Annotated in this window: 14 protein-coding genes, 1 tRNA gene and 2 pseudogenes; 2 read left to right on the top strand and 15 right to left on the bottom strand. The window is 62.9% G+C overall.

Translation table 11 applies throughout. From position 1 onward, the window contains the following. Positions 1-90: 90 nt before the first annotated feature. On the top strand, positions 91-2,775 hold the full coding sequence (locus EJ076_RS23640; protein WP_126069445.1) for a phosphoenolpyruvate carboxylase: 2,685 nt from the start codon (positions 91-93) through the stop codon (positions 2,773-2,775). Positions 2,776-2,926: 151 nt separating this feature from the next. On the opposite strand, the gene EJ076_RS23645 is transcribed toward EJ076_RS23640, so the two are convergent. Further along, a tRNA-Leu gene (locus EJ076_RS23645) sits at positions 2,927-3,011 on the bottom strand. A gap of 236 nt (positions 3,012-3,247) precedes the next feature. On the opposite strand from EJ076_RS23645, the gene lipB reads away from it, so the two are divergent. Beyond that, entirely contained in the window at positions 3,248-3,991 is a 744-nt protein-coding gene (gene lipB / locus EJ076_RS23650; RefSeq protein WP_126069446.1) for a lipoyl(octanoyl) transferase LipB, read from the top strand. A 190-nt stretch (positions 3,992-4,181) separates the two neighbouring features. On the opposite strand, the gene EJ076_RS23655 is transcribed toward lipB, so the two are convergent. The 14 genes and pseudogenes from EJ076_RS23655 to EJ076_RS23720 form a co-directional block, all read right to left on the bottom strand. Beyond that, positions 4,182-5,432: a site-2 protease family protein gene (locus EJ076_RS23655; protein ID WP_126069447.1), complete on the bottom strand. Its 1,251-nt coding sequence runs from the start codon at positions 5,430-5,432 to the stop codon at positions 4,182-4,184. A gap of 407 nt (positions 5,433-5,839) precedes the next feature. Continuing rightward, the gene (locus EJ076_RS23660; RefSeq protein WP_126069448.1) at positions 5,840-6,529 is read right to left on the bottom strand and encodes an ABC transporter ATP-binding protein; all 690 of its coding nucleotides are present in this window, start codon (positions 6,527-6,529) and stop codon (positions 5,840-5,842) included. Continuing rightward, positions 6,529-7,752, bottom strand: a complete 1,224-nt coding sequence (locus tag EJ076_RS23665) for a lipoprotein-releasing ABC transporter permease subunit (RefSeq protein WP_126071125.1) — start codon at positions 7,750-7,752, stop codon at positions 6,529-6,531. The genes EJ076_RS23660 and EJ076_RS23665 overlap by 1 nt, the downstream gene beginning before the upstream one ends. 55 nt (positions 7,753-7,807) lie before the next feature. Then, positions 7,808-8,271 (bottom strand): annotated as a pseudogene (locus tag EJ076_RS23670) (His/Gly/Thr/Pro-type tRNA ligase C-terminal domain-containing protein); the annotation flags it as partial. A gap of 241 nt (positions 8,272-8,512) precedes the next feature. Beyond that, a pseudogene (proS, locus tag EJ076_RS23675) lies at positions 8,513-9,349 on the bottom strand (proline--tRNA ligase); the annotation flags it as partial. Positions 9,350-9,917: 568 nt separating this feature from the next. Further along, complete coding sequence (locus EJ076_RS23680; RefSeq protein ID WP_056596715.1) at positions 9,918-10,202, bottom strand: DUF1467 family protein; 285 nt, start codon at positions 10,200-10,202, stop codon at positions 9,918-9,920. Continuing rightward, complete coding sequence (gene mce, locus EJ076_RS23685; protein WP_126069449.1) at positions 10,199-10,603, bottom strand: methylmalonyl-CoA epimerase; 405 nt, start codon at positions 10,601-10,603, stop codon at positions 10,199-10,201. The genes EJ076_RS23680 and mce overlap by 4 nt, the downstream gene beginning before the upstream one ends. A gap of 101 nt (positions 10,604-10,704) precedes the next feature. Beyond that, positions 10,705-12,375: a ribonuclease J gene (locus tag EJ076_RS23690; RefSeq protein WP_126069450.1), complete on the bottom strand. Its 1,671-nt coding sequence runs from the start codon at positions 12,373-12,375 to the stop codon at positions 10,705-10,707. A 118-nt stretch (positions 12,376-12,493) separates the two neighbouring features. Next, positions 12,494-13,315 (bottom strand): biotin--[acetyl-CoA-carboxylase] ligase, encoded by an 822-nt coding sequence (locus tag EJ076_RS23695; protein ID WP_126069451.1) that lies wholly within the window; start codon positions 13,313-13,315, stop codon positions 12,494-12,496. A 5-nt stretch (positions 13,316-13,320) separates the two neighbouring features. Beyond that, complete coding sequence (gene nuoN, locus EJ076_RS23700; RefSeq protein WP_109667963.1) at positions 13,321-14,757, bottom strand: NADH-quinone oxidoreductase subunit NuoN; 1,437 nt, start codon at positions 14,755-14,757, stop codon at positions 13,321-13,323. A 19-nt stretch (positions 14,758-14,776) separates the two neighbouring features. Next, entirely contained in the window at positions 14,777-16,282 is a 1,506-nt protein-coding gene (locus EJ076_RS23705; RefSeq protein ID WP_126069452.1) for an NADH-quinone oxidoreductase subunit M, read from the bottom strand. Beyond that, entirely contained in the window at positions 16,282-18,255 is a 1,974-nt protein-coding gene (nuoL, locus tag EJ076_RS23710) for an NADH-quinone oxidoreductase subunit L (RefSeq protein ID WP_126069453.1), read from the bottom strand. The genes EJ076_RS23705 and nuoL overlap by 1 nt, the downstream gene beginning before the upstream one ends. Before the next feature lie 10 nt (positions 18,256-18,265). Then, complete coding sequence (gene nuoK, locus EJ076_RS23715) at positions 18,266-18,574, bottom strand: NADH-quinone oxidoreductase subunit NuoK (protein WP_019858930.1); 309 nt, start codon at positions 18,572-18,574, stop codon at positions 18,266-18,268. 1 nt (position 18,575) lies between these two features. Next, entirely contained in the window at positions 18,576-19,196 is a 621-nt protein-coding gene (locus EJ076_RS23720) for an NADH-quinone oxidoreductase subunit J (protein ID WP_109667971.1), read from the bottom strand. Positions 19,197-19,215 lie beyond the last annotated feature (19 nt).

Consider the following 19,215-nt stretch of genomic DNA (forward strand, 5'->3'; position numbering starts at 1 on the left):
CGGTCCCCGGATCGGGTCGCCTGACAGCAGGCGCCGGTCTCGCTTCAGGGCGCTGCTGCAATTGCAATCGATGCGGACGAGGAAGCGGCTTTGGAACAAAGCAGACGTATCAAGTTTCGGGAGGACGAGCGCAGCCTTTTGTTGCGCCTGCTGCTTCAGGTCGCAAGCGCGCGTGAGCCCGAGATCGCCGCCGTTCTGAGCGGGCGCAGGTCGCTGGTCTCCCTCGCCGCGGAGCAGCGCATCCCAGCGCTTCAGGCGAGCGGCGTATGGTTCCAATTGCTGGCGATAGCAGACGAATTGCTTGCCATGCGGGTGCGCCGCGAGCTCGAGCAAGGCGCCGGTGTCGACGAAGTGCCCGGGTCCTTCGCCAGTGTGATCGCGCAGATGGCAGCGAACGGCCACTCAGCGGAGGAAGTCCAGGCGACACTCGATGAGCTTTGCGTCGGCCCGACCATGACTGCGCACCCGACGGAGGCCAAACGCGTCACGGTGCTGGAGATCCACCGCCGTATCTATCGCAAGCTGACCGAGCTCGACCAGCCGCGCTGGGCGCCGCGCGAACGCTCCCTGTTGGTCGCCGATCTGGAAAGCGAGATCGAGCTTCTGTGGATGACGGGCGAACTGCGACTGGAACGCCCGACTGTCGAACGCGAAATCGCCTGGGGCCTGCATTTCTTTCGCGAGGTCATCTTCGAGGCAACGCCACAGCTCTATGACAAGCTTCAAGGGGCCTTTGAGCGTCACTATCCGGGAAAGCCGATCAGAATTCCCTCCTTCATGCGCTATGCCTCGTGGATCGGCGGCGACCGCGATGGCAATCCAAATGTGACGGCCGCGGTCACAGCCCATGCCATGGTCGAATACCGCAATACCGCCATAGGCTGGTATCTGAGGCAGGTGCAGCGGCTGGCAACGGTGCTCAGCGCCAGCTCGAATATCATCGACCTGCCGGCCAGCTTCAAGCCGGCGCTGCAAACGGCGCTTGATAGAAGCGGACAGGCGCAAGAGATCGCCGCCCGCAATCCCGACGAACCGCTTCGCCAATTCGCTTCGGCCTTGCTTGCCCGGCTGGTGGCCACGCGAGATGGCGCTACGACGGCGTACCTCACGGCTGAGGCGTTTCGTGCCGATCTGAACGGGCTGACTTGCGTTCTCGAAGCGATTGGCGGACGCGCAGTGGCAAAGCGGTTCGTCCAGCCTCTCCTTTGGCAAGTCGGGAGCTTCGGCTTCCGAACGGTCTCGCTCGACATCCGGCAGAACTCCACGGTCGTCAACCGGGTGCTGGGCGAGTTGTTCGCGCTGACAAATCCCGCCGATCCGGTCGCAGCCGGCACGCCGCAATGGTCGGCGCGCATTCGCTTAAGCCTCAGCCAGGGCGAGCAGCTGGAGATCGACGCAGGCCGGCTCTCGCCTGAAGCAGGTGAACTGCTTTCGACATTCTCCGTCATCGCCAAGCACATCTCCAGCTCGGATGCCGACGCTGTCGGCTCCTTCATTCTCAGCATGACCCGCTCGGCTGACGATCTGCTCGCCGTCTATCTACTGGCGCAATATTGCGGACTTTCAACCGCGCCCGTTGGCGGCGGCACAATCAAGCTGCGGATCGTGCCATTGTTCGAGACCATCACCGACCTGCAGGCCGCCCCCGGCATCCTGAACGAATTGCTCGGCATTTCGCTGGTGAGGCGAACGGTGCGAGACTTCCGCGCGCGCCAGGAAATCATGCTTGGTTATTCGGATTCCAACAAAGACGGTGGTTTCCTGGCTTCCAACTGGGAATTGGCAAAAGTGCAAAAGCGCGTCGCTGCCGTCGGGCGCAGGCACAAGGTCAGGATCAGTTTCTTTCACGGCCGCGGCGGCTCCGTCAGCCGTGGCGGCGCGCCGACCGGCCGGGCGATCGCGGCGCAGCCGGCGGGTACAGTCGCCGGAGCCATGCGGGTGACGGAACAGGGCGAGGTCGTCTCGTCGAAATTCGCCAATCGCGGCACCGGCCTCAACCAGCTCGAGGTTCTCGCCGCCGGCGTGCTGGCCCATAGTGTCGGATCGCCCGGTGATGTCGAGCCCAAGGAAACGCCGGAGTTCGACGAAGCGCTGGAAGCGCTGGCAGGCATGTCGCAGGCGTCCTATGCCAGGTTGATGGCTGAGCCCGGCTTCCTCGATTATTTCAATCAGGCGAGCCCGGTCGCGGAACTGGCGCTGCTGAAAATGGGCTCACGGCCGGATCGCCGTTTCGGCGCCAGCGGCATTGCCGACCTGCGCGCCATCCCATGGGTGTTCGCCTGGAGCCAGAACCGTCACCTGTTGACCGGCTGGTATGGCATCGGCAGCGCGCTCAGCTCGTTCGTCACGGTGCGCGGCGAAGCCGGACGCGAACTTCTGGCCCGCATGTTCGAGCACTCGCGCTTCTTCCGCCTGATCATCGACGAGGCCGAGAAGACGCTCTACCAGTCCGACATGGAGATCGCGCGGCTCTACGCAGGCCTGGTGTCCGACAGCGATGCGGCCGAACGAATCTACGCTCGCATCGCCGCCGAATACGAGCTGACGCGACACCTGATCGGTGACCTCACGGGAGGTGATCTTTCCGCGCGCTTTCCGATGTTCAAACGGCGTTTCGACAATCTGCGACGACAGATGGATGACATTCACCGGCTGCAGGTCGATCTGCTGCGTGATGTCAGGGCAAATACCGGCACGGCGGATCAAAAGCGGGCTACCGACGCTCTGCTTGTATCGATCAATTGCATCTCGGCTGGCCTTGGGTGGACGGGATAGGCCGGGTTTGCCGAGCGGCCTGCGTCATCTCGAGACACCGTCCAAGGCCAGTCGCCCACATCGCCGGGCTTTCGGCGCCAAGGCCGCCGCATGGGCCATGCTGGCGTCGCTTGCCGCCCCGCTCGCCAGAAGCAATCTGTCAAGAGAATTTTGGTGCGGTCGAGAAGACTCGAACTTCCACGGGTTGCCCCACAGCGACCTCAACGCTGCGCGTCTACCAATTCCGCCACGACCGCACGTGGTAGAGCCGGAACCGACCGGCTCGCGGCGTGTAGCAAATCGTTTCCGGCGAAACAAGTGCACGGCAAGCAATAATGTCAGGCGATTGGCATAATGCTCCACAGGGCTCGAATGCAGTGCCGGAACTGGACGTTTCGGCCTGTTATTGCCATATGGATGGCAAATGCATGTCGCCCAAAAGTGCAAGGCGGTTTTGGGGCCACGACAGGCATAAGCAAAAAGCGACACCGTCATGCCAGAACGCAGCCAGATCGCCACGTCGTTCCTGCCGCTCCCCGGTTCGGCACCGGTCGAATGGCTGATCGAGCCTGGCCTCACCGCCTATCCCGATGCGATCGCCTTCATGGAGGCGCGCGCCGAGGCGATCCGAAGCGGCGCTGCCGGTGAAATAGTCTGGCTGGTCGAACATCCGCCGCTCTACACCGCCGGCACCAGCGCCCGCAGCGAGGATCTGATCGACGCCAGCCGCTTCCCGGTCTTCGCAGCCGGCCGCGGCGGCGAATACACCTATCATGGGCCGGGCCAGCGGGTCGCCTATGTGATGCTCGATCTCAAGCGGCGGCGCGAGGATGTCCGCGCCTTCGTTGCGGCGCTCGAACAGTGGATCATCGGCACGCTGGCCGCCTTCAACGTGCAGGGCGAACGCCGCGAGGACCGGGTCGGCGTCTGGGTGGTGCGGCCGGATCGGCCTGCCTTGCCCGACGGCTCGCCGGCCGAAGAGAAGATCGCGGCAATCGGCATCCGGCTGCGGCGCTGGGTCAGCTTTCATGGCATCGCCATCAATGTCGAGCCGGATCTCGACCATTTCAGCGGCATCGTGCCCTGCGGCGTGCAGGACCACGGCGTCACCAGCCTCGTCGACCTCGGCCTTCCCCTGACAATGGCCGACCTTGATCTGGCCCTGAAATCCGCCTTCGAGAATGTGTTCGGTCCCGCCACGGCTCTGCCTGTCGAAGCCCCGCGCAAGGCCGGTTGAGACTTACTGATCCGGCACGGCTCAAGGTGTGTTGAGATTCAGGTCAGGCCGAGTCGAAAATGGCTGATAGCGAGAACCGGAGCGGAGCGTACTTTTCGTACGTGAGCTCAGTTCTACCGCGACGCGGTAGAACGGGGAAGCGCAGGTATCAGCCATTTGCAGGCCGGCATCACCTGAATATCAACACACCTTAGATGAGCTGGGCGGAGGCCCACAGAACGCCGTAGCCATGGACGGCGAACACCGCCAGCAGCGCTGCCGCCATGGCCAAGCGGTCGACGGTGCGAATCGGCTTCAACTCGTGACGCGGCTTTACCCCGCTGCTCATCGTCAGCAGGCTGAGGATCGAAAACACCGCGCCCGTCCCGAGCAGAAAATTGGCGGAAAAACCGGCCTGCCACCCCACAGCCAGGAAAGCCGAGAGCAGGAAGAACGAGGCCAGCGCCAGCGCGATCGGCCCGGGGCAGATCTGACGCAGCACCTGGCCGCCGTCGAATTTCCACACCGGCACCAGATTGGCGATGTTGAACAGGGCGGCAAAACCAGCCAGAGCCGCCAGCAGCATTGCCGCCAGCCGATGCCCTTCCGCGCTGGCAAAGCTACTTGCGGCGATTGCGATCGGCACCAGGAAGGCGGAGAAGCCGGCGCCCATCAAGGCCACGAAGGCGACCTCGAAACGGCTGTCATAGGGCCGGCCGCCAATGGCGATGCCGCCGAGCAGCGGGATGAAGATCATCCGCGCCCTGTTGTGGCCCATCAGCCGAAATGCCGCCATGTGGCCGAGCTCGTGCAGGGCGACCACCGATGTGAGGATCGCGGCCAGCGCCAGCCCGCCGAAATGAAGCCCGAAGAACGGCCACAGGATCAATGCCGACAGCGCGGCGAAGCCGACCTGGCTCAGCGGATGCTCGAACCAGCCGCCCTTGCGATACTGCCCGGTCCGCGCCCAGCGCTGCAGCTTGGAGAGTTCGCGGCGCATGGCGAAATAGCGGAACACCAGGAAGGCAACGCCGCGATAGCGATCGGTCTGACTGAGCGTCACCCGCGTACCATTGCCCTCGGAAACGAGTTCGGTGGCTTCGCGAAAATCCTTCCAGAACGAGGCGTCGAGCGCGGTGTCCTCGATGACTCGCATCGAGAAGTGGCTGCCCTCGACCACGTCTTCAAACCGCGACTTGCGCTCGATCGGCTTGCCGTCGCGGCCCTCCCAGGACAGCATGATTCGAGCCACGCCCTCACCGTCCGGCGCTTCGGCCGAGAGTATCTCACCGGACCAGCCGGCATCGCTGCCGAGCGGCCACAGCGCCTGCCAGAGGCGCTGCCGGTCCGCTGCTATCACGCGGCTGAGCCGGACCGTGCGCAGACCAAGCGGCACGGTCATCAAGAGAAAGATTAGCCCGAGATTGCTGGCCACGAGAATGGCCGTGACGATGGGCGACACGCGACGTTGCTCCCTGTCTTTCAGGGCACCCTAACGTCGCGGCGGCAAGAAAAGCTTAACGGCAGAGCGGGTCATAACCCACTCAGGATCACGGCGGCGAATGCCGTCAAATCACATGGCTCCGATCCAGATCGCCATGGAAACGAGAAAGGTGCTCATGCAAACCAGTGAGATGACATCCTGAACCAGATCGGTCATAACTCTCTCCTGTTGTTGATATGTTCGCAGTTTGTTCTAATTTTGTTTCAAAGTCAACGACCACAATCCGGCTACATCAGGAATTTTCGGGCGATCAAATCGGCAGGGTTAAGAAAAGGTTGAGGACCGAGCGGCAGCTACCGATGGGCCAGATACAGGCATCAGTGGCGGACTGTCGGTGAGCCCGCCAAGGTTTGTCGAGACCGAGGTCAGCCCGAGCCCAGCGGCACCACTTTGCCGTCGGCCAACGTCACCCGCCGGTCCATGCGTGATGCCAGCTCGTGATTGTGGGTGGCGATCAGGGCCGCAAGGCCCGATTGCTTGACCAGCGCCGCCAGCGCCTCGAACACATAGGAGGCGGTGACCGGGTCGAGATTGCCGGTCGGCTCGTCCGCCAGCAGCACCAGCGGCGCATTGGCGACCGCACGCGCAATGGCGACGCGCTGCTGCTCGCCGCCGGAGAGTTCGGACGGCCGGTGCGACGCGCGCTTGCCGATCTGCATGTAGTCGAGCAGTTGTGCCGCGCGCTCGGTCGCGTCCTTGCGGCTCAGCCCTTTGATGAGCTGCGGCATCATGATGTTTTCCAGTGCCGAGAATTCCGGCAGCAAATGATGGAACTGGTAGACGAAGCCGACATCGTTGCGGCGGATCGACGTGCGTTCGTCGTCGGAGAGCCGCCCGCAGGCACGGCCGGCCAGGATGACGTCGCCGGCGTCGGGACGCTCCAGCAGGCCGGCAGTGTGCAGCAGCGTCGACTTGCCGGTGCCGGACGGCGCCACCAGCGCCACCATCTCACCGCGCTTCAGCGAGAAGTCCGCACCGTTGAGAATGGTGAGCTTGCGCGGTCCCTGGACATAGTGCCGCTCGACGCTCTTCAGCTCGATAATGACCTCGGCCATTACTCGTACCTCAAGGCTTCGACCGGATCGAGACGCGCGGCCCGCCATGCCGGAAACACCGTTGCCAGGAAGGACAGACCGAGCGCCATCAGGATGACATAGGTCGTCTCGCGCGGATCCATCTTCGCCGGCAGCTGGCTGAGGAAATAGAGTTCCGGGTTGAACAACACCTTGCCGGTCATCCACGAGAAGAACTGGCGGATGGATTCGATGTTGGTGCAGATCAGCACGCCGAGCAGCACGCCCGCGAGCGTGCCGGTCACGCCGATCGCCGCACCCGTCATCAGGAAGATGCGCAGGATGGCGCCACGCGACGCCCCCATGGTGCGCAGGATGGCGATGTCGTGCCCCTTGTCCTTCACCAGCATGATCAGGCCGGAGATGATGTTGAGCGCCGCCACCAGCACGATCAGCGTCAAGATCATGAACATGACATTGCGCTCGACCTGCAGGGCGGAGAAGAAGGTCTCGTTGCGCTGGCGCCAGTCGACCATGTCGATCGGCCGCTGCGCCGCCGCCTCCACCTTCGGTTTCAGCGCATCGACATCATCGGGATTGTCGACATAGATCTCGATCGTCTGCGCCCGGCCGTCCATGTTGAAATAAAGCTGCGCTTCGGAGAACGGCATGTAGACGATGGAGGTGTCGTATTCGGACATGCCGACTTCGAAGATCGCCGCGATCTTGTAGCCCTTCATGCGCGGCGTCGTGCCAATCGGGGTCACGTCGCCGTCCGGCGAGATCAAGGTGATGGTGTCACCAAGCGTCAGGCCGAGATTCTCGGCCATGCGCTTGCCGATGGCAACGCCCTCGCCGGTGTCGAAATCAGCGATCGAGCCCTGCTTGATGTTGCTGGCCACGATGGCGATCTTGCTGAGATCCTCGCCTCGGATGCCGCGCACCAGCGCTCCGGTTCCACCGCCGACATTGCCTTGCGCCAGCACCTGGCCGTCGATCAGCGGGATGGCGTATTTGACGCCTGATACACCGTTGATGCGGCCGGCGACCTGCGCATAGTCCTCAAGCGGCGAATCGAGCGGCTGCACGATCAGATGGCCATTGACGCCGAGGATGCGCGTCAACAGCTCCGCCCTAAAGCCGTTCATCACCGCCATCACCACGATCAGCGTGGCGACGCCCAGCATGATGCCGAGGAAGGAGATCGAGGCGATCACCGAGATCACCGTCTCCTGCCGCGAGCGCAGATAGCGCCACGCGACCATGCGCTCGAAGATGGAAAAGGGTCCGGCGCCCGCCGATCTTGCGCCACCGCCTCGCTCATGCAGCGACACCGAAGCGCTTCTTCGCGTCCGCGATCGGCAGCGTCTCGCGCTCGCCGGTCTTGCGATTCTTGATCTCGATCTCGCCGGCGGCCACGCCGCGCGGTCCGACGATCACCTGCCATGGCAGGCCGATCAGATCGGCGGTGGCGAACTTGCCGCCGGGCCGCTGGTCGGTGTCGTCATAGAGCACGTCCTTGCCGGCGGCGACGAAAGCGGCATGCAGCTCGTCGCAGACGCGGTCGCACTCGGCGTCGCCCGCCTTCATGTTGATCAGACCGATGTCGAACGGCGCCACAGCTTCGGGCCAGATGATGCCGTTGTCGTCATGGCTGGCTTCGATGATCGCCGCGACCAGGCGCGACGGACCGATGCCGTAGGAGCCGCCGGAGACGAAATGATCCTTGCCATCGGGCCCGGTCACTTGGCGCCCATGGGCTTGGAATACTTATCGCCGAAATGGACAGATGTGGCCGACCGATGCCGGATCGGTCGGGCGAACGGTGCCGCCCGACGAGACCGATGGCCGGCCGCGGCGAGGTGGACTGCGCGCGGCCGTGGCGGTGTCGTCACATCGGGCGGACTGGCCTTCGCTGATCGCGAGGAAGGCCCATCGGCGTCGCCGCCGTGACGCCGAGCGCGGCGCACGTCGGGCCAGATGATCGAGATGGCGCTTCGATGAGCCGCGACGCATGGGCCATCGCGCCGAGACCTTGTCACTCTCGCCGATCTTTTCCCACGCCGCCTCGTCATGCATCTCGTCGGTGGCGGCGTAGGGCGTCGTCCACGTCTTGACGATGTCGGCGATCTCGGCGTCGTTGGCAAAGTCGGTATTGGCGCCGGGCACATCGAGCGAAAGATAGTCGCGATGACAGAAGACCTGGCTCTCGCCGGTGTCGGCGAGGATGATGAATTCATGGCTGAGATCGCCGCCGATCGGCCCGGTGTCGGCCCGCATCGGTATAGCCTGCAGCCCCATGCGCGTGAAGGTCCGGAGATAGGACACGAACATCCTGTTGTAGGCCGCCCTTGCGCCCTCGAAGTCGAGGTCGAAGGAATAGGCGTCCTTCATCAGGAATTCGCGCGACCGCATGACGCCGAAGCGCGGCCGCACTTCGTCGCGGAACTTCCACTGGATGTGGTAGAGATTGAGCGGCAGGTCCTTGTAGGACTTCACGTAGGCGCGGACGATCTCGGTGACCACTTCCTCATTGGTCGGGCCGTAGAGCATGTCGCGGTCTTGCCGGTCCTTGATGCGCAGCATCTCCTTGCCGTAGTCGTCATAGCGGCCGCTTTCGCGCCACAGATCGGCCGACTGGATGGTCGGCATCAGGATTTCCAGCGCGCCGGCGCGATTCTGCTCCTCGCGGATGATGCGGCAGACCTTATCCAGCACCCGCTTGCCGAGCGGCAGCCACGAGAAGCTGCCCTGCCCCTGCTGGCGGATCATGCCGGCGCGCAGCATCAGCCGGTGCGAGACGATTTCAGCCTCGCGCGGATTTTCTTTGAGGATAGGCAGGAAATAGCGCGACAAACGCATGGACTGGTCCGTGAGTGAGGATGGCCGCGTCAGAATCGGCGCGACATTGGCTTGCTTGACCCGGCTTCATAGCCATTTCATGGCCGAATGGGAACCCAAACCCGGCGGCGCAGTGCCGCACGCGTCTTACTGGACGTTTCGAAAGCAAAGCCTGCCATACTATTGTGCAGTGCAGCACGAGAATGCCTGTTTCGAGGCAAAATTCTTCGTGACATTTTCATTCGCGTTAGGCTAATGTGCCCCGATAACCGAGAGGGTAGAAAAAAATCTGCTCTCCTACGCGGTCAAAGTCTTGGGAGGATGCGATCTAGGCGCGGTTACTCGCTGCCGCCGGAAACCGGAAACAGATCGGACGCGTTTAAATTGCAAGGCCTTGTGCCTTGCATTTTTTTTGTGCAATCATCTGCTTAGCGCAACGCGTTGCCAAACCGCCTTACCTTGCGTCAGCACTCCCCAGCCACAAAACGGCACGGCATTGCCGTCCGAAACCGCCCATGGTTCCGATGGATGAAAACGTCTTTTGCCGGACAGTCTATTTGGGCCGGACAGTCTATTTGGGCCGGACAGTCTATTTGGCTGGCGTCTGACCGAAATCCGGCACGATGTGGGGGATGTCGTTGAGGCTGTATCCCAGGCCATGCGTCAGGCCATAGAAAATGCCCATCAGGATCGCGGTGGCGACGGTGGTGCGGATCACGGCGCGCAGCATATGGGGGCCGCGCGGTGCACTCGGAACCGTGCCCAGCGTCACATCATGATCGTCGTCCTGCGTCTTCACGCTGAACGGCAGCACGGCAAACAGCACCACCCACCAGGTCGCGAAAAACAGGGCGGTGAACGAAACCCAGCTCATGATTGCTCCAGTTCGATCAGCGTGCCGAAGAAATCCTTCGGATGCAGGAACAGCACCGGCTTGCCATGGGCGCCGATCTTCGGGTTGCCGTCGCCCAGCACGCGGGCGCCGGCAGCCTTGAGCTGGTCGCGCGCGGCCAGGATGTCGTCGACCTCGTAGCAAAGATGATGCATGCCGCCGGAAGGGTTCTTCGCCAGGAAGGCGCCGATCGGCGATCCCTCGCCCAAAGGCTCGAGAAGTTCGATCTTGGTGTTGCCGACATTGACGAACACCACCGTGACGCCATGCTCCGGCAGCGCCTGCGGCTCCGTCACTTCGGCACCGAGCGTATTGCGGTAGGCGGCGACGGCAACAGCCAGCTCCGGTACGGCAAGCGCGACATGGTTCAAACGTCCAAGCATCGGTTTTTCCTCAGGGCAGTAAGGCAGTAGGGGAAAGCTGACCGTGCGCCTCGTGTCGAAATCCCTACTGCCCTATTCCCTTACTGCCCTATTCCCTTTCGTCACCTTGTGACGAACACCGTCACCAGCGGCTTCTTGCCCCAGGCTTCGTTGGCGGCACCGCGTACGGCGCGCCGTACGGCTTCTTGCACCAGGTCGAGGTCTTTTCGGCGCTGGCGGGGGATCGAGTCCACCGCGCCGATTGCCGCATCGATCATCAAATCTTCCAGCGTCTCGCCACGGCCATCGGCCTCGGCGACGCCGATGGCGACCAGATCGGGGTCTCCGGCAAGTTCATATTTGTCGTCGAGCACGACATTGACCGCGACATGGCCGGCAAAGGACAGTTTGCGCCGGTCGCGAATGCCCATCGCCTGATCGGTGCCGATCAGTCTGCCATCCTTGTAGACGCGGCCGAACGGCACTTGGTCGATGATGGTGGCAGGGCCGGGAGCGAGCCGCAGCATGTCGCCGTCGCGCACCTGCGCCACCTGGCCGATGCCGGACGTCGACATCAGCGACCCCTGCGCCACCAGATGCGCCGCCTCGCCATGCACGGGGACGCCGATCTGCGGGCGCACCCATTCATACATCTTGCGCAATTCGCTGCGCCGCGGATGGCCGGAGACATGCACCAGCGCGTCGCCGTCCTCGATGATCTTGACGCCGAGATCGATGAGGCGGTTCTTGATCTCGAGGATCGCCTTCTCATTGCCCGGAATCGTGCGCGAGGAAAACACCACCGTGTCGCCGGCCGTCAGCGACACCGACTTCATCTCTTCGCGCGACAGCTTGGCCAGTGCGGCAAGCGGTTCGCCCTGGCTGCCGGTGCAGATGATGACCAGGTTTTCGCGCGGGATGAAGCCAAAATCCTCCTCGGCGATGAACTCGGGCAGACCGTCCATGTAACCGAGCTCGCCAGCCACATCGATGACCCGCTTCAGCGAGCGGCCGAGCACCAGGCACTGGCGACCGGCATCGCGTGCCGCCCTGGCGATGGAGACGATGCGTCCGACATTGGAGGAAAACGTGGTGACGGCGACGCGGCCCTTGGCAGCCTGAATGACGCCCTTGAGGCCCTCGCCCACGGCCACTTCCGAAGGCGACTCGCCTTCGCGCAGCGCATTGGTCGAATCGCAGATCAGCGCCAGGACGCCCTTGTCACCATAGGCGCGGAAACGCGCCTCGTCGGTCTTCGGCCCGATCGTCGGCTCCGGGTCGATCTTCCAATCACCGGTGTGGATGACGGTGCCGGCCGGCGAGGTGATCGCCAGCGACATCGGCTCGGGGATCGAGTGCGCCACCGGAATGGCTTCGATCTCAAAGGGGCCGACGGTGAATTTCTCCCCCGCTTTGTAGATCGTGACCGGTATTTTCGGCGCACCTTGCTCGCCTTGTCGCTTGGCTTCGAGCAAGCCGGCGCTGAACGGCGTCATCCAGACCGGCGCCTTCAGCTTCGGCCAGGTGTCGAGCAGCGCGCCGTAGTGGTCTTCATGCGCATGGGTGATGATGATGCCGCGCAGATTGGCGAGGTTCTCCTCGATGAAGCGCGTGTCGGGCAGCACCAGGTCGACGCCGGGCAGGCTGGCATCGGGGAAGGTCACACCGACATCGATGACGATCCATTCGCGCGCACTGGGCGGGCCGTAGCCGTAAAGAGCGAAGTTCATGCCGATCTCGCCGACGCCGCCGAGCGGCACGAAGACGAGTTCGGCGTTTTCCGCTTTCGCCATGATTTTTCCCTTCCTGGCCCTCAGGCCAAGTCCATAAAGCAATTCCAGGAAAAGCGTCTAACGGTCTTCCCACAGGAATTGCGCAAAAACAAACACTTAGAGCCGTTCACGAACGGCTCTAGGCCCTGGCCGAAGCGACCGCGCCGAAATGCACGTCGCCGGCGGCGATCGTCAGAACCGAACCTTCATCGTCGCGGATCACGAAACGGCAGTCCTCGTCAATGGTTTCAAACACCCCACGCACCACATTACCGTCAATCCTGACAGCAACCTCGCCGCCGAGCCCCGCCGCGCGAGCCAACCACCGCCGCCTGACGGCGGCAAGTCCGCGCCCCTCATCCCAAACCCTTGCATTCTCGCTCCAGGCATCCGATAGCGCGAGGAACAGTGTCTCCGCATCGCATGCCGCACCCAGCGCGCGCAAGGATGTTGCGGGATAAGGCAAATCCTCAGGGTATGCCACCACATTGACGCCGATGCCGACCGCCACCGCGAAACGGCCGCCTTCCAGGATCGCCGATTCCAGCAGGATACCGGCCAGCTTGGCGCCCGACGCAAGCACGTCATTCGGCCATTTCAACTCGAAACGGTTTTTGCCTTCACTGGCGCCGTCGAGGCCGATGGCGATCCGGCCCTTTGGCACCACGGCGTCGAGTGCATCGGCCAGCGCCAGCCCGGCGACGAAGCCCAGCGTTGCGGCAAGGCGAAGCTCTGCCTTGGTGATGACGAGCAGCGTCGCCGCGAGGTTGCCCTCGGGCGTCGCCCAGACACGGCCGCGCCGGCCACGCCCGCTTTCCTGCTTCTTGGAAACGACCCACAATTTGCCCGGGTCACCTGCCCTGGCGTGATCCAGCGCCAGCGCATTGGTGGAGCCGACGCTGTCATGCGCCTCGAGCCGGAACCCTTCCGACGCCGAGGTTGGAGCCAGCCGAAATGCCATGCCGTCTAGAAAAACGTCTTGGCGGCGGCTTCGGCATAGGTGCCGATCGGTCCGCCGATCAGCACATAGAACAGCACGAAGGCGCCGGAGACGCCGAGCACGACACGCAATTCCGTCGCCATCGGCACAAAGCCACCGACCGGTTCGTCGAACCACATGATCTTGATGATGCGCAGGTAATAATAGGCGCCCACCACCGAGGCCAGCACGCCGATGATCGCCAGCGCGTAGAGATTGGCGTTGATGGCGGCGAGGAAGACGTACCATTTCCCCCAGAAGCCGGCGAGCGGCGGGATGCCTGCCAGCGAGAACATCAGGATGGTCAGGATCGTCGCCATGATCGGATTGGTCGACGACAGGCCGGCCAGATCGCTGATCTGCTCGACATTGCCGTCCTTGCGCCGCATGGCGAGGATGAAGGCGAAGGTGCCGAGCGTCATCACCAGATAGATCAGCATGTAGATGGCAACGCCGCGCACGCCGGCCTGGCTGTTGGCGGCAAGGCCGACCAGCGCGTAGCCCATATGGCCGATCGAGGAATAGGCCATCAGTCGCTTGATGTTGGTCTGGCCGATGGCCGCGAAGGCGCCCAGCGCCATCGAGGCGATCGAGATGAAGACGATGATCTGCTGCCAGTCGGAGGCGATCGGCTTGAACGCGCCCATGGTGACACGCACCATCAGCGCCATCGCCGCCATCTTGGGTGCCGCCGCCAGGAAGGCCGTCACTGGCGTCGGCGCGCCCTCGTAGACGTCGGGCGTCCACATGTGGAACGGCACCGCCGAGATCTTGAAGGCAAGGCCGGCCAACACGAAGACGAGACCGAAGACGAGGCCAAGCTGGCGCTCGCCGCTGCCGAGCGCCGTAGCGATCTCCTGGAAGCCGGTGTTGCCAGTGTAGCCGTAGACCAGGCTGATGCCATAGAGCAGCATGCCCGACGACAGCGCACCGAGAACGAAATATTTGAGGCCAGCCTCGGTCGAACGCAGATTGTCGCGATTAATCGCGCACAGCACGTAGATCGCCAGCGACTGCAGTTCGAGGCCGAGATAGAGCCCGATCATGCTGTTGGCCGAGATCATCAGCATCATGCCGAGCGTGCTGAGCAGCACCAATACGGGATATTCGAACTTGTCGAAATGCTCCGCCTTGGCGAAGCGCATCGACATCGCCAGCGTCACCGCCGAGCCGACCAGCGCCAGCACCTTCATGAAGCGGGCAAAGGAATCCTGGATGAAGGCGTTGCCATAGGCGCTGCCCTGCCCGGTTTGGAAGATCAGCCAGGCGCCCGCGACGACCAGCACGGCGACGGCAAGGCCGGTCACCGTGTTGGCGGTGTTGGCGCGCGAATAGGCGCCGACCATCAGCAGCGCCAGCGCGCCGACGGCAAGGATCAGCTCTGGCGTCGAGAGCGACAGGCTGGAGAGAAGGTCCGGCGTCATGGTTCGCAAAACCCTTGGGTTAATTCGCCGCCGCGGTCTGCGCGGCGCCGATGGATGCAGTGACATTGGTGACGAGCGACTTGACCGATTCGGCCGTCGCGTCGAAGACGGGTGCGGGATAGACGCCGAAGAAGATGACCAGCACGACCAGCGGGTAGATGATCAGCTTCTCGCGCGGCGACAGGTCGAGCAGGCCCTTCAGGCTGTCCTTGGTCAGCGCGCCGAAGATCACCCGGCGATAGAGCCAGAGCGCGTAGGCAGCCGACAGGATGACGCCGGTGGCGGCGAAGAACGCCACCCAGGTGTTGACCCGGAACACGCCGAGCATGGTCAGGAACTCGCCGACGAAGCCGCTGGTGCCGGGCAGGCCGACATTAGCCATGGTGAAGATCATGAACACGGTGGCGTATTTCGGCATGTTGTTGACCAAGCCGCCATAGGCCGCGATTTCGCGTGTGTGCATGCGGTCGTAGATGACGCCGACGCACAGGAACAGCGCGCCGGAGACGAGGCCGTGGCTGAGCATCTGGAAGATCGCGCCCTGCACGCCTTCCTGGTTCATGGCGAAGATGCCCATGGTGACGAAGCCCATATGGGCCACCGACGAATAGGCGATCAGCTTCTTCATGTCCTCCTGCATCAGCGCCACCAGCGAGGTGTAGATGATGGCGACGACCGAGAGCGCGAAGATCAGCGGCGCGAACATTTCGGACGCCAGCGGGAACATCGGCAAGGAGAAACGCAGGAAGCCGTACCCGCCCATCTTTAGCAGGATGGCGGCCAGGATCACCGAACCTGCCGTCGGCGCTTCAACGTGCGCGTCGGGCAACCAGGTGTGCACCGGCCACATCGGCATCTTCACCGCGAAGGACGCGAAGAAGGCAAGCCATAGCCAGGTCTGCATGTTGGCCGGGAAGTTGTGCGTCAGAAGCGTCGGGATGTCGGTCGTGCCGGACTGGTAGAACATCGCCATGATGGCGAGCAGCATCAGCACCGAGCCGGCCAGCGTGTAGAGGAAGAACTTGAACGAGGCGTAGACGCGCCGCTTGCCGCCCCAGACGCCGATGATGATGAACATCGGGATCAGGCCGGCTTCGAAGAAGACGTAGAACAGCACGATATCGAGTGCGCAGAACACGCCGATCATCAGCGTTTCGAGCAGCAGGAAGGCGATCATGTAGGCCTTGACGCGCTTCTCGATCGATTCCCACGACGCCAGGATGCAGAGCGGCATCAGGAAGGTCGTCAGGATGACGAACAGCATGGAGATGCCGTCGACGCCCATATGGTAGGAGATGCCGGAGTCGAGCCAGGCCACCTTCTCGACGAACTGGAAGCCGGCCTGCGAATTGTCGAAGCCAGTCCAGATGAACAGCGAGATGATGAACGTGAACGTCGTCGTCAACAGCGCAATGGCGCGGATGTTGCGGCGTGCATTTTCGCTGTCATCATTGATGAACAGGATAAGCAGCACACCAACCAGCGGCAGGAAGGTGACCAGCGAGAGGATTGGCCAAGCGGTCATCAGAGCATCATCCAGGTGACGAGTGCGGCAACGCCGATCAGCATGGCGAAGGCATAATGGTAGAGGTAGCCGGTCTGCAGCTTGACGACGCGGTTGGTGACATCGACGACGCGCGCCGAAATGCCATCCGGGCCGAGGCCGTCAATGATTGTGCCGTCGCCGGTCTTCCACAGGAAATGGCCGAGGCGCTTGGCGGGCCGCACGAACAGGAAATCGTAGAGCTCGTCGAAATACCACTTGTTGAGCAGAAAGGCGTAGAGCCCACGATGATGCGCTGCCAGATTGACCGGCATTTCCGGCGAGCGGATGTAGAACTTCCAGGCCAGCGCGAAGCCGATCAGCATGGCGATGAAGGGCGACAGCTCGACCCACAGCGGCAGTTCGTGGATCTCGTGCAGGATGTGGTTGTCCGGCAGCGCGAACAGCGATGCCTTCCAGAACTCGGCATAGCCCTCGCCGATGAAGGCGCCGTGGAAGATAATGCCGGCAAACAGTGCGCCGGCGGCCAGGATGAACAGCGGCACCAGCATCACCGGAGGCGATTCATGGACGTGGTGCATGACCTCGTGGCTCGCCCGCGGCTTGCCGTGGAAGGTCATGAAGATCAGCCGCCATGAGTAGAAGGAGGTGAAGCAGGCCGCGATGACGAGCAATATGAAGGCGAGGCCGGCAACCGAATTGTGGCCGGCAAAGGCGCTTTCGATGATGGCGTCCTTGGAGAAGAAGCCGGCGGTGCCGATGACCGTCACCGGGATGCCGACGCCGGTCAACGCCAGCGTGCCGATGACCATCATCCAGTAGGTGGTCGGGATCAGCTTGCGCAGTCCGCCCATCTTGCGCATGTCCTGCTCGTCGGAGACGGCATGGATGACCGAGCCAGAGCCGAGGAACAGCAGGGCCTTGAAGAAGGCATGCGTGAACAGGTGGAAGATCGCCGCGCCATAGGCGCCGACGCCGAGCGCCACGAACATGTAGCCGAGCTGCGAGCAGGTCGAATAAGCGATGACGCGCTTGATGTCGTTCTGCACGAGACCGACCGTGGCCGCGAAGAAGGCGGTGAAGGCGCCGATGAAGGTCACGACCGTCAGCGCCGAATGCGACAGCTCGAACAGCGGCGACAGCCGCGCCAGCATGAACACACCGGCCGTTACCATGGTGGCGGCATGGATCAGTGCGGAAACCGGCGTCGGGCCTTCCATGGCGTCCGGCAGCCAGGTGTGCAGCGGCACCTGCGCCGACTTGCCCATGGCGCCCATGAACAGCAGCAGGCAGACGATCGTCATGGCCGACTGCTTGTCCAGCGCATGCCCAAGGAAGGTCAGCACGGCGGCGCCCTGTGGCGCACCTTCGGCCGGAATGAACGTTGCCGCATTGGCGAAGATGGTGCCGAGATTGACCGAGCCGAACAGCACGAACAGGCCGAAGATGCCGAGCGCGAAACCGAAGTCGCCAACGCGGTTGACAACGAAGGCCTTTATTGCCGCGGCATTGGCCGACGGCTTCTTGTACCAGAAGCCGATCAGCAGGTAGGAGGCGAGGCCGACCCCTTCCCAGCCGAAGAACATCTGCACAAGATTGTCGGCCGTCACCAGCATCAGCATGGCGAAGGTGAACAGCGACAGATAGGCGAAGAAGCGCGGCCGGTTCGGATCGTGGTGCATGTAGCCGATCGAATAGATGTGAACCAGCGCCGACACGGTGTTGACCACCACCAGCATCACCACCGTCAACGTGTCGATCCGCAGCGCCCAGGATGCTTCCAGTCCGCCTGACTGGATCCAGCGCATCACCGGCACGGTGAACACCTCACCATGGCCGAAGCCGACGGTGAAGAAAGCGACCCACGACAACACCGCCGCGATCACCAGGAAACCGGAGGTGATGTATTCGGACGCCTTGGCGCCGAGCGACGTGCCGAACAGGCCGACGATCAGGAAGCCGAGCAGGGGAAGGAAGACGATGGCCTGATACATGGTGGTTCCGTCAACCCTTCATCATGTTCACGTCTTCGACCGCGATCGAGCCGCGGTTGCGGAAGAAGACGACGAGAATGGCAAGTCCGATGGCGGCTTCAGCCGCCGCGACCGTCAGCACGAACAGCGCGAACACCTGGCCGACCAGATCGCCGAGTGCTGCCGAAAAGGCGACGAAGTTGATGTTGACCGCCAGCAGGATCAGCTCGACCGACATCAGGATGACGATGACGTTCTTGCGGTTGAGGAAGATGCCGAACACGCCGAGCGTGAACAGGATCGCCGATACGGTCAGATAATGCGCGATGCCGACAACCATCTCAGAGCCCCTCGCCTGTCTTGACCTTGCGGATTTCCATTCCGGTCGCCGATGTGCGGCCGACCTGGGCTGCGATCGACTGCCGCTTGACGCCTGGTTTATGGCGCAGCGTCAGCACGATGGCGCCGATCATGGCGACCAGCAGCACGAGGCCCGAAATCTGGAAGTAGTAGAGGTAGTCCGTATAGAGGATGTCGCCGAGTGCGGCCGTATTGGTCCGCGTCGCGAGATCCGGGATGGGTTTCGAAACCGTCGAGGCGAGTTGCGGCGCGAATGTGTAGCCGCCGAGCACGACGATCAGCTCCGCCGCCAGGATCAGACCGACCAGCGCGCCGATCGGTGCATATTGCAGGGCGCCTTCCTTCATCTCGGCGAAATCGACATCGAGCATCATGACGACGAACAGGAAAAGCACCATCACCGCGCCGACATAGACGACGAGCAGGATCATCGCCAGGAACTCGGCCCCGGTCAGCATGAACAGGCCGGCGGCGTTGAAGAAGGTCAGGATCAGGAACAGCACCGAATGCACAGGGTTGCGCGACGAAATGACCATGAACGCCGACGCCACCGCGACAAAGGCGAAGAGGTAGAAAAAGGCCGCCTCTAGTCCACTCAACATGGGGTTCCCCCGGGTTCCT

Origin of the sequence: Mesorhizobium sp. M7D.F.Ca.US.005.01.1.1 (assembly GCF_003952545.1) — a bacterium.
Lineage (GTDB): Bacteria > Pseudomonadota > Alphaproteobacteria > Rhizobiales > Rhizobiaceae > Mesorhizobium > Mesorhizobium loti.

Excerpts from the sequence above, each read along its gene's own strand:
- lipB (WP_126069446.1), top strand. The coding sequence starts at position 3,248 with ATGCCAGAACGCAGCCAGATCGCCACGTCGTTCCTGCCGCTCCCCGGT.
- EJ076_RS23660 (WP_126069448.1), bottom strand. The coding sequence starts at position 6,529 with ATGGCCGAGGTCATTATCGAGCTGAAGAGCGTCGAGCGGCACTATGTC.
- EJ076_RS23665 (WP_126071125.1), bottom strand. The coding sequence starts at position 7,752 with ATGGTCGCGTGGCGCTATCTGCGCTCGCGGCAGGAGACGGTGATCTCG.
- EJ076_RS23680 (WP_056596715.1), bottom strand. The coding sequence starts at position 10,202 with ATGAGCTGGGTTTCGTTCACCGCCCTGTTTTTCGCGACCTGGTGGGTG.
- mce (WP_126069449.1), bottom strand. The coding sequence starts at position 10,603 with ATGCTTGGACGTTTGAACCATGTCGCGCTTGCCGTACCGGAGCTGGCT.
- EJ076_RS23690 (WP_126069450.1), bottom strand. The coding sequence starts at position 12,375 with ATGGCGAAAGCGGAAAACGCCGAACTCGTCTTCGTGCCGCTCGGCGGC.
- EJ076_RS23695 (WP_126069451.1), bottom strand. The coding sequence starts at position 13,315 with ATGGCATTTCGGCTGGCTCCAACCTCGGCGTCGGAAGGGTTCCGGCTC.
- nuoN (WP_109667963.1), bottom strand. The coding sequence starts at position 14,757 with ATGACGCCGGACCTTCTCTCCAGCCTGTCGCTCTCGACGCCAGAGCTG.
- EJ076_RS23705 (WP_126069452.1), bottom strand. The coding sequence starts at position 16,282 with ATGACCGCTTGGCCAATCCTCTCGCTGGTCACCTTCCTGCCGCTGGTT.
- nuoL (WP_126069453.1), bottom strand. The coding sequence starts at position 18,255 with ATGTATCAGGCCATCGTCTTCCTTCCCCTGCTCGGCTTCCTGATCGTC.
- nuoK (WP_019858930.1), bottom strand. The coding sequence starts at position 18,574 with ATGGTTGTCGGCATCGCGCATTATCTGACCGTATCGGCGATCCTGTTC.
- EJ076_RS23720 (WP_109667971.1), bottom strand. The coding sequence starts at position 19,196 with ATGTTGAGTGGACTAGAGGCGGCCTTTTTCTACCTCTTCGCCTTTGTC.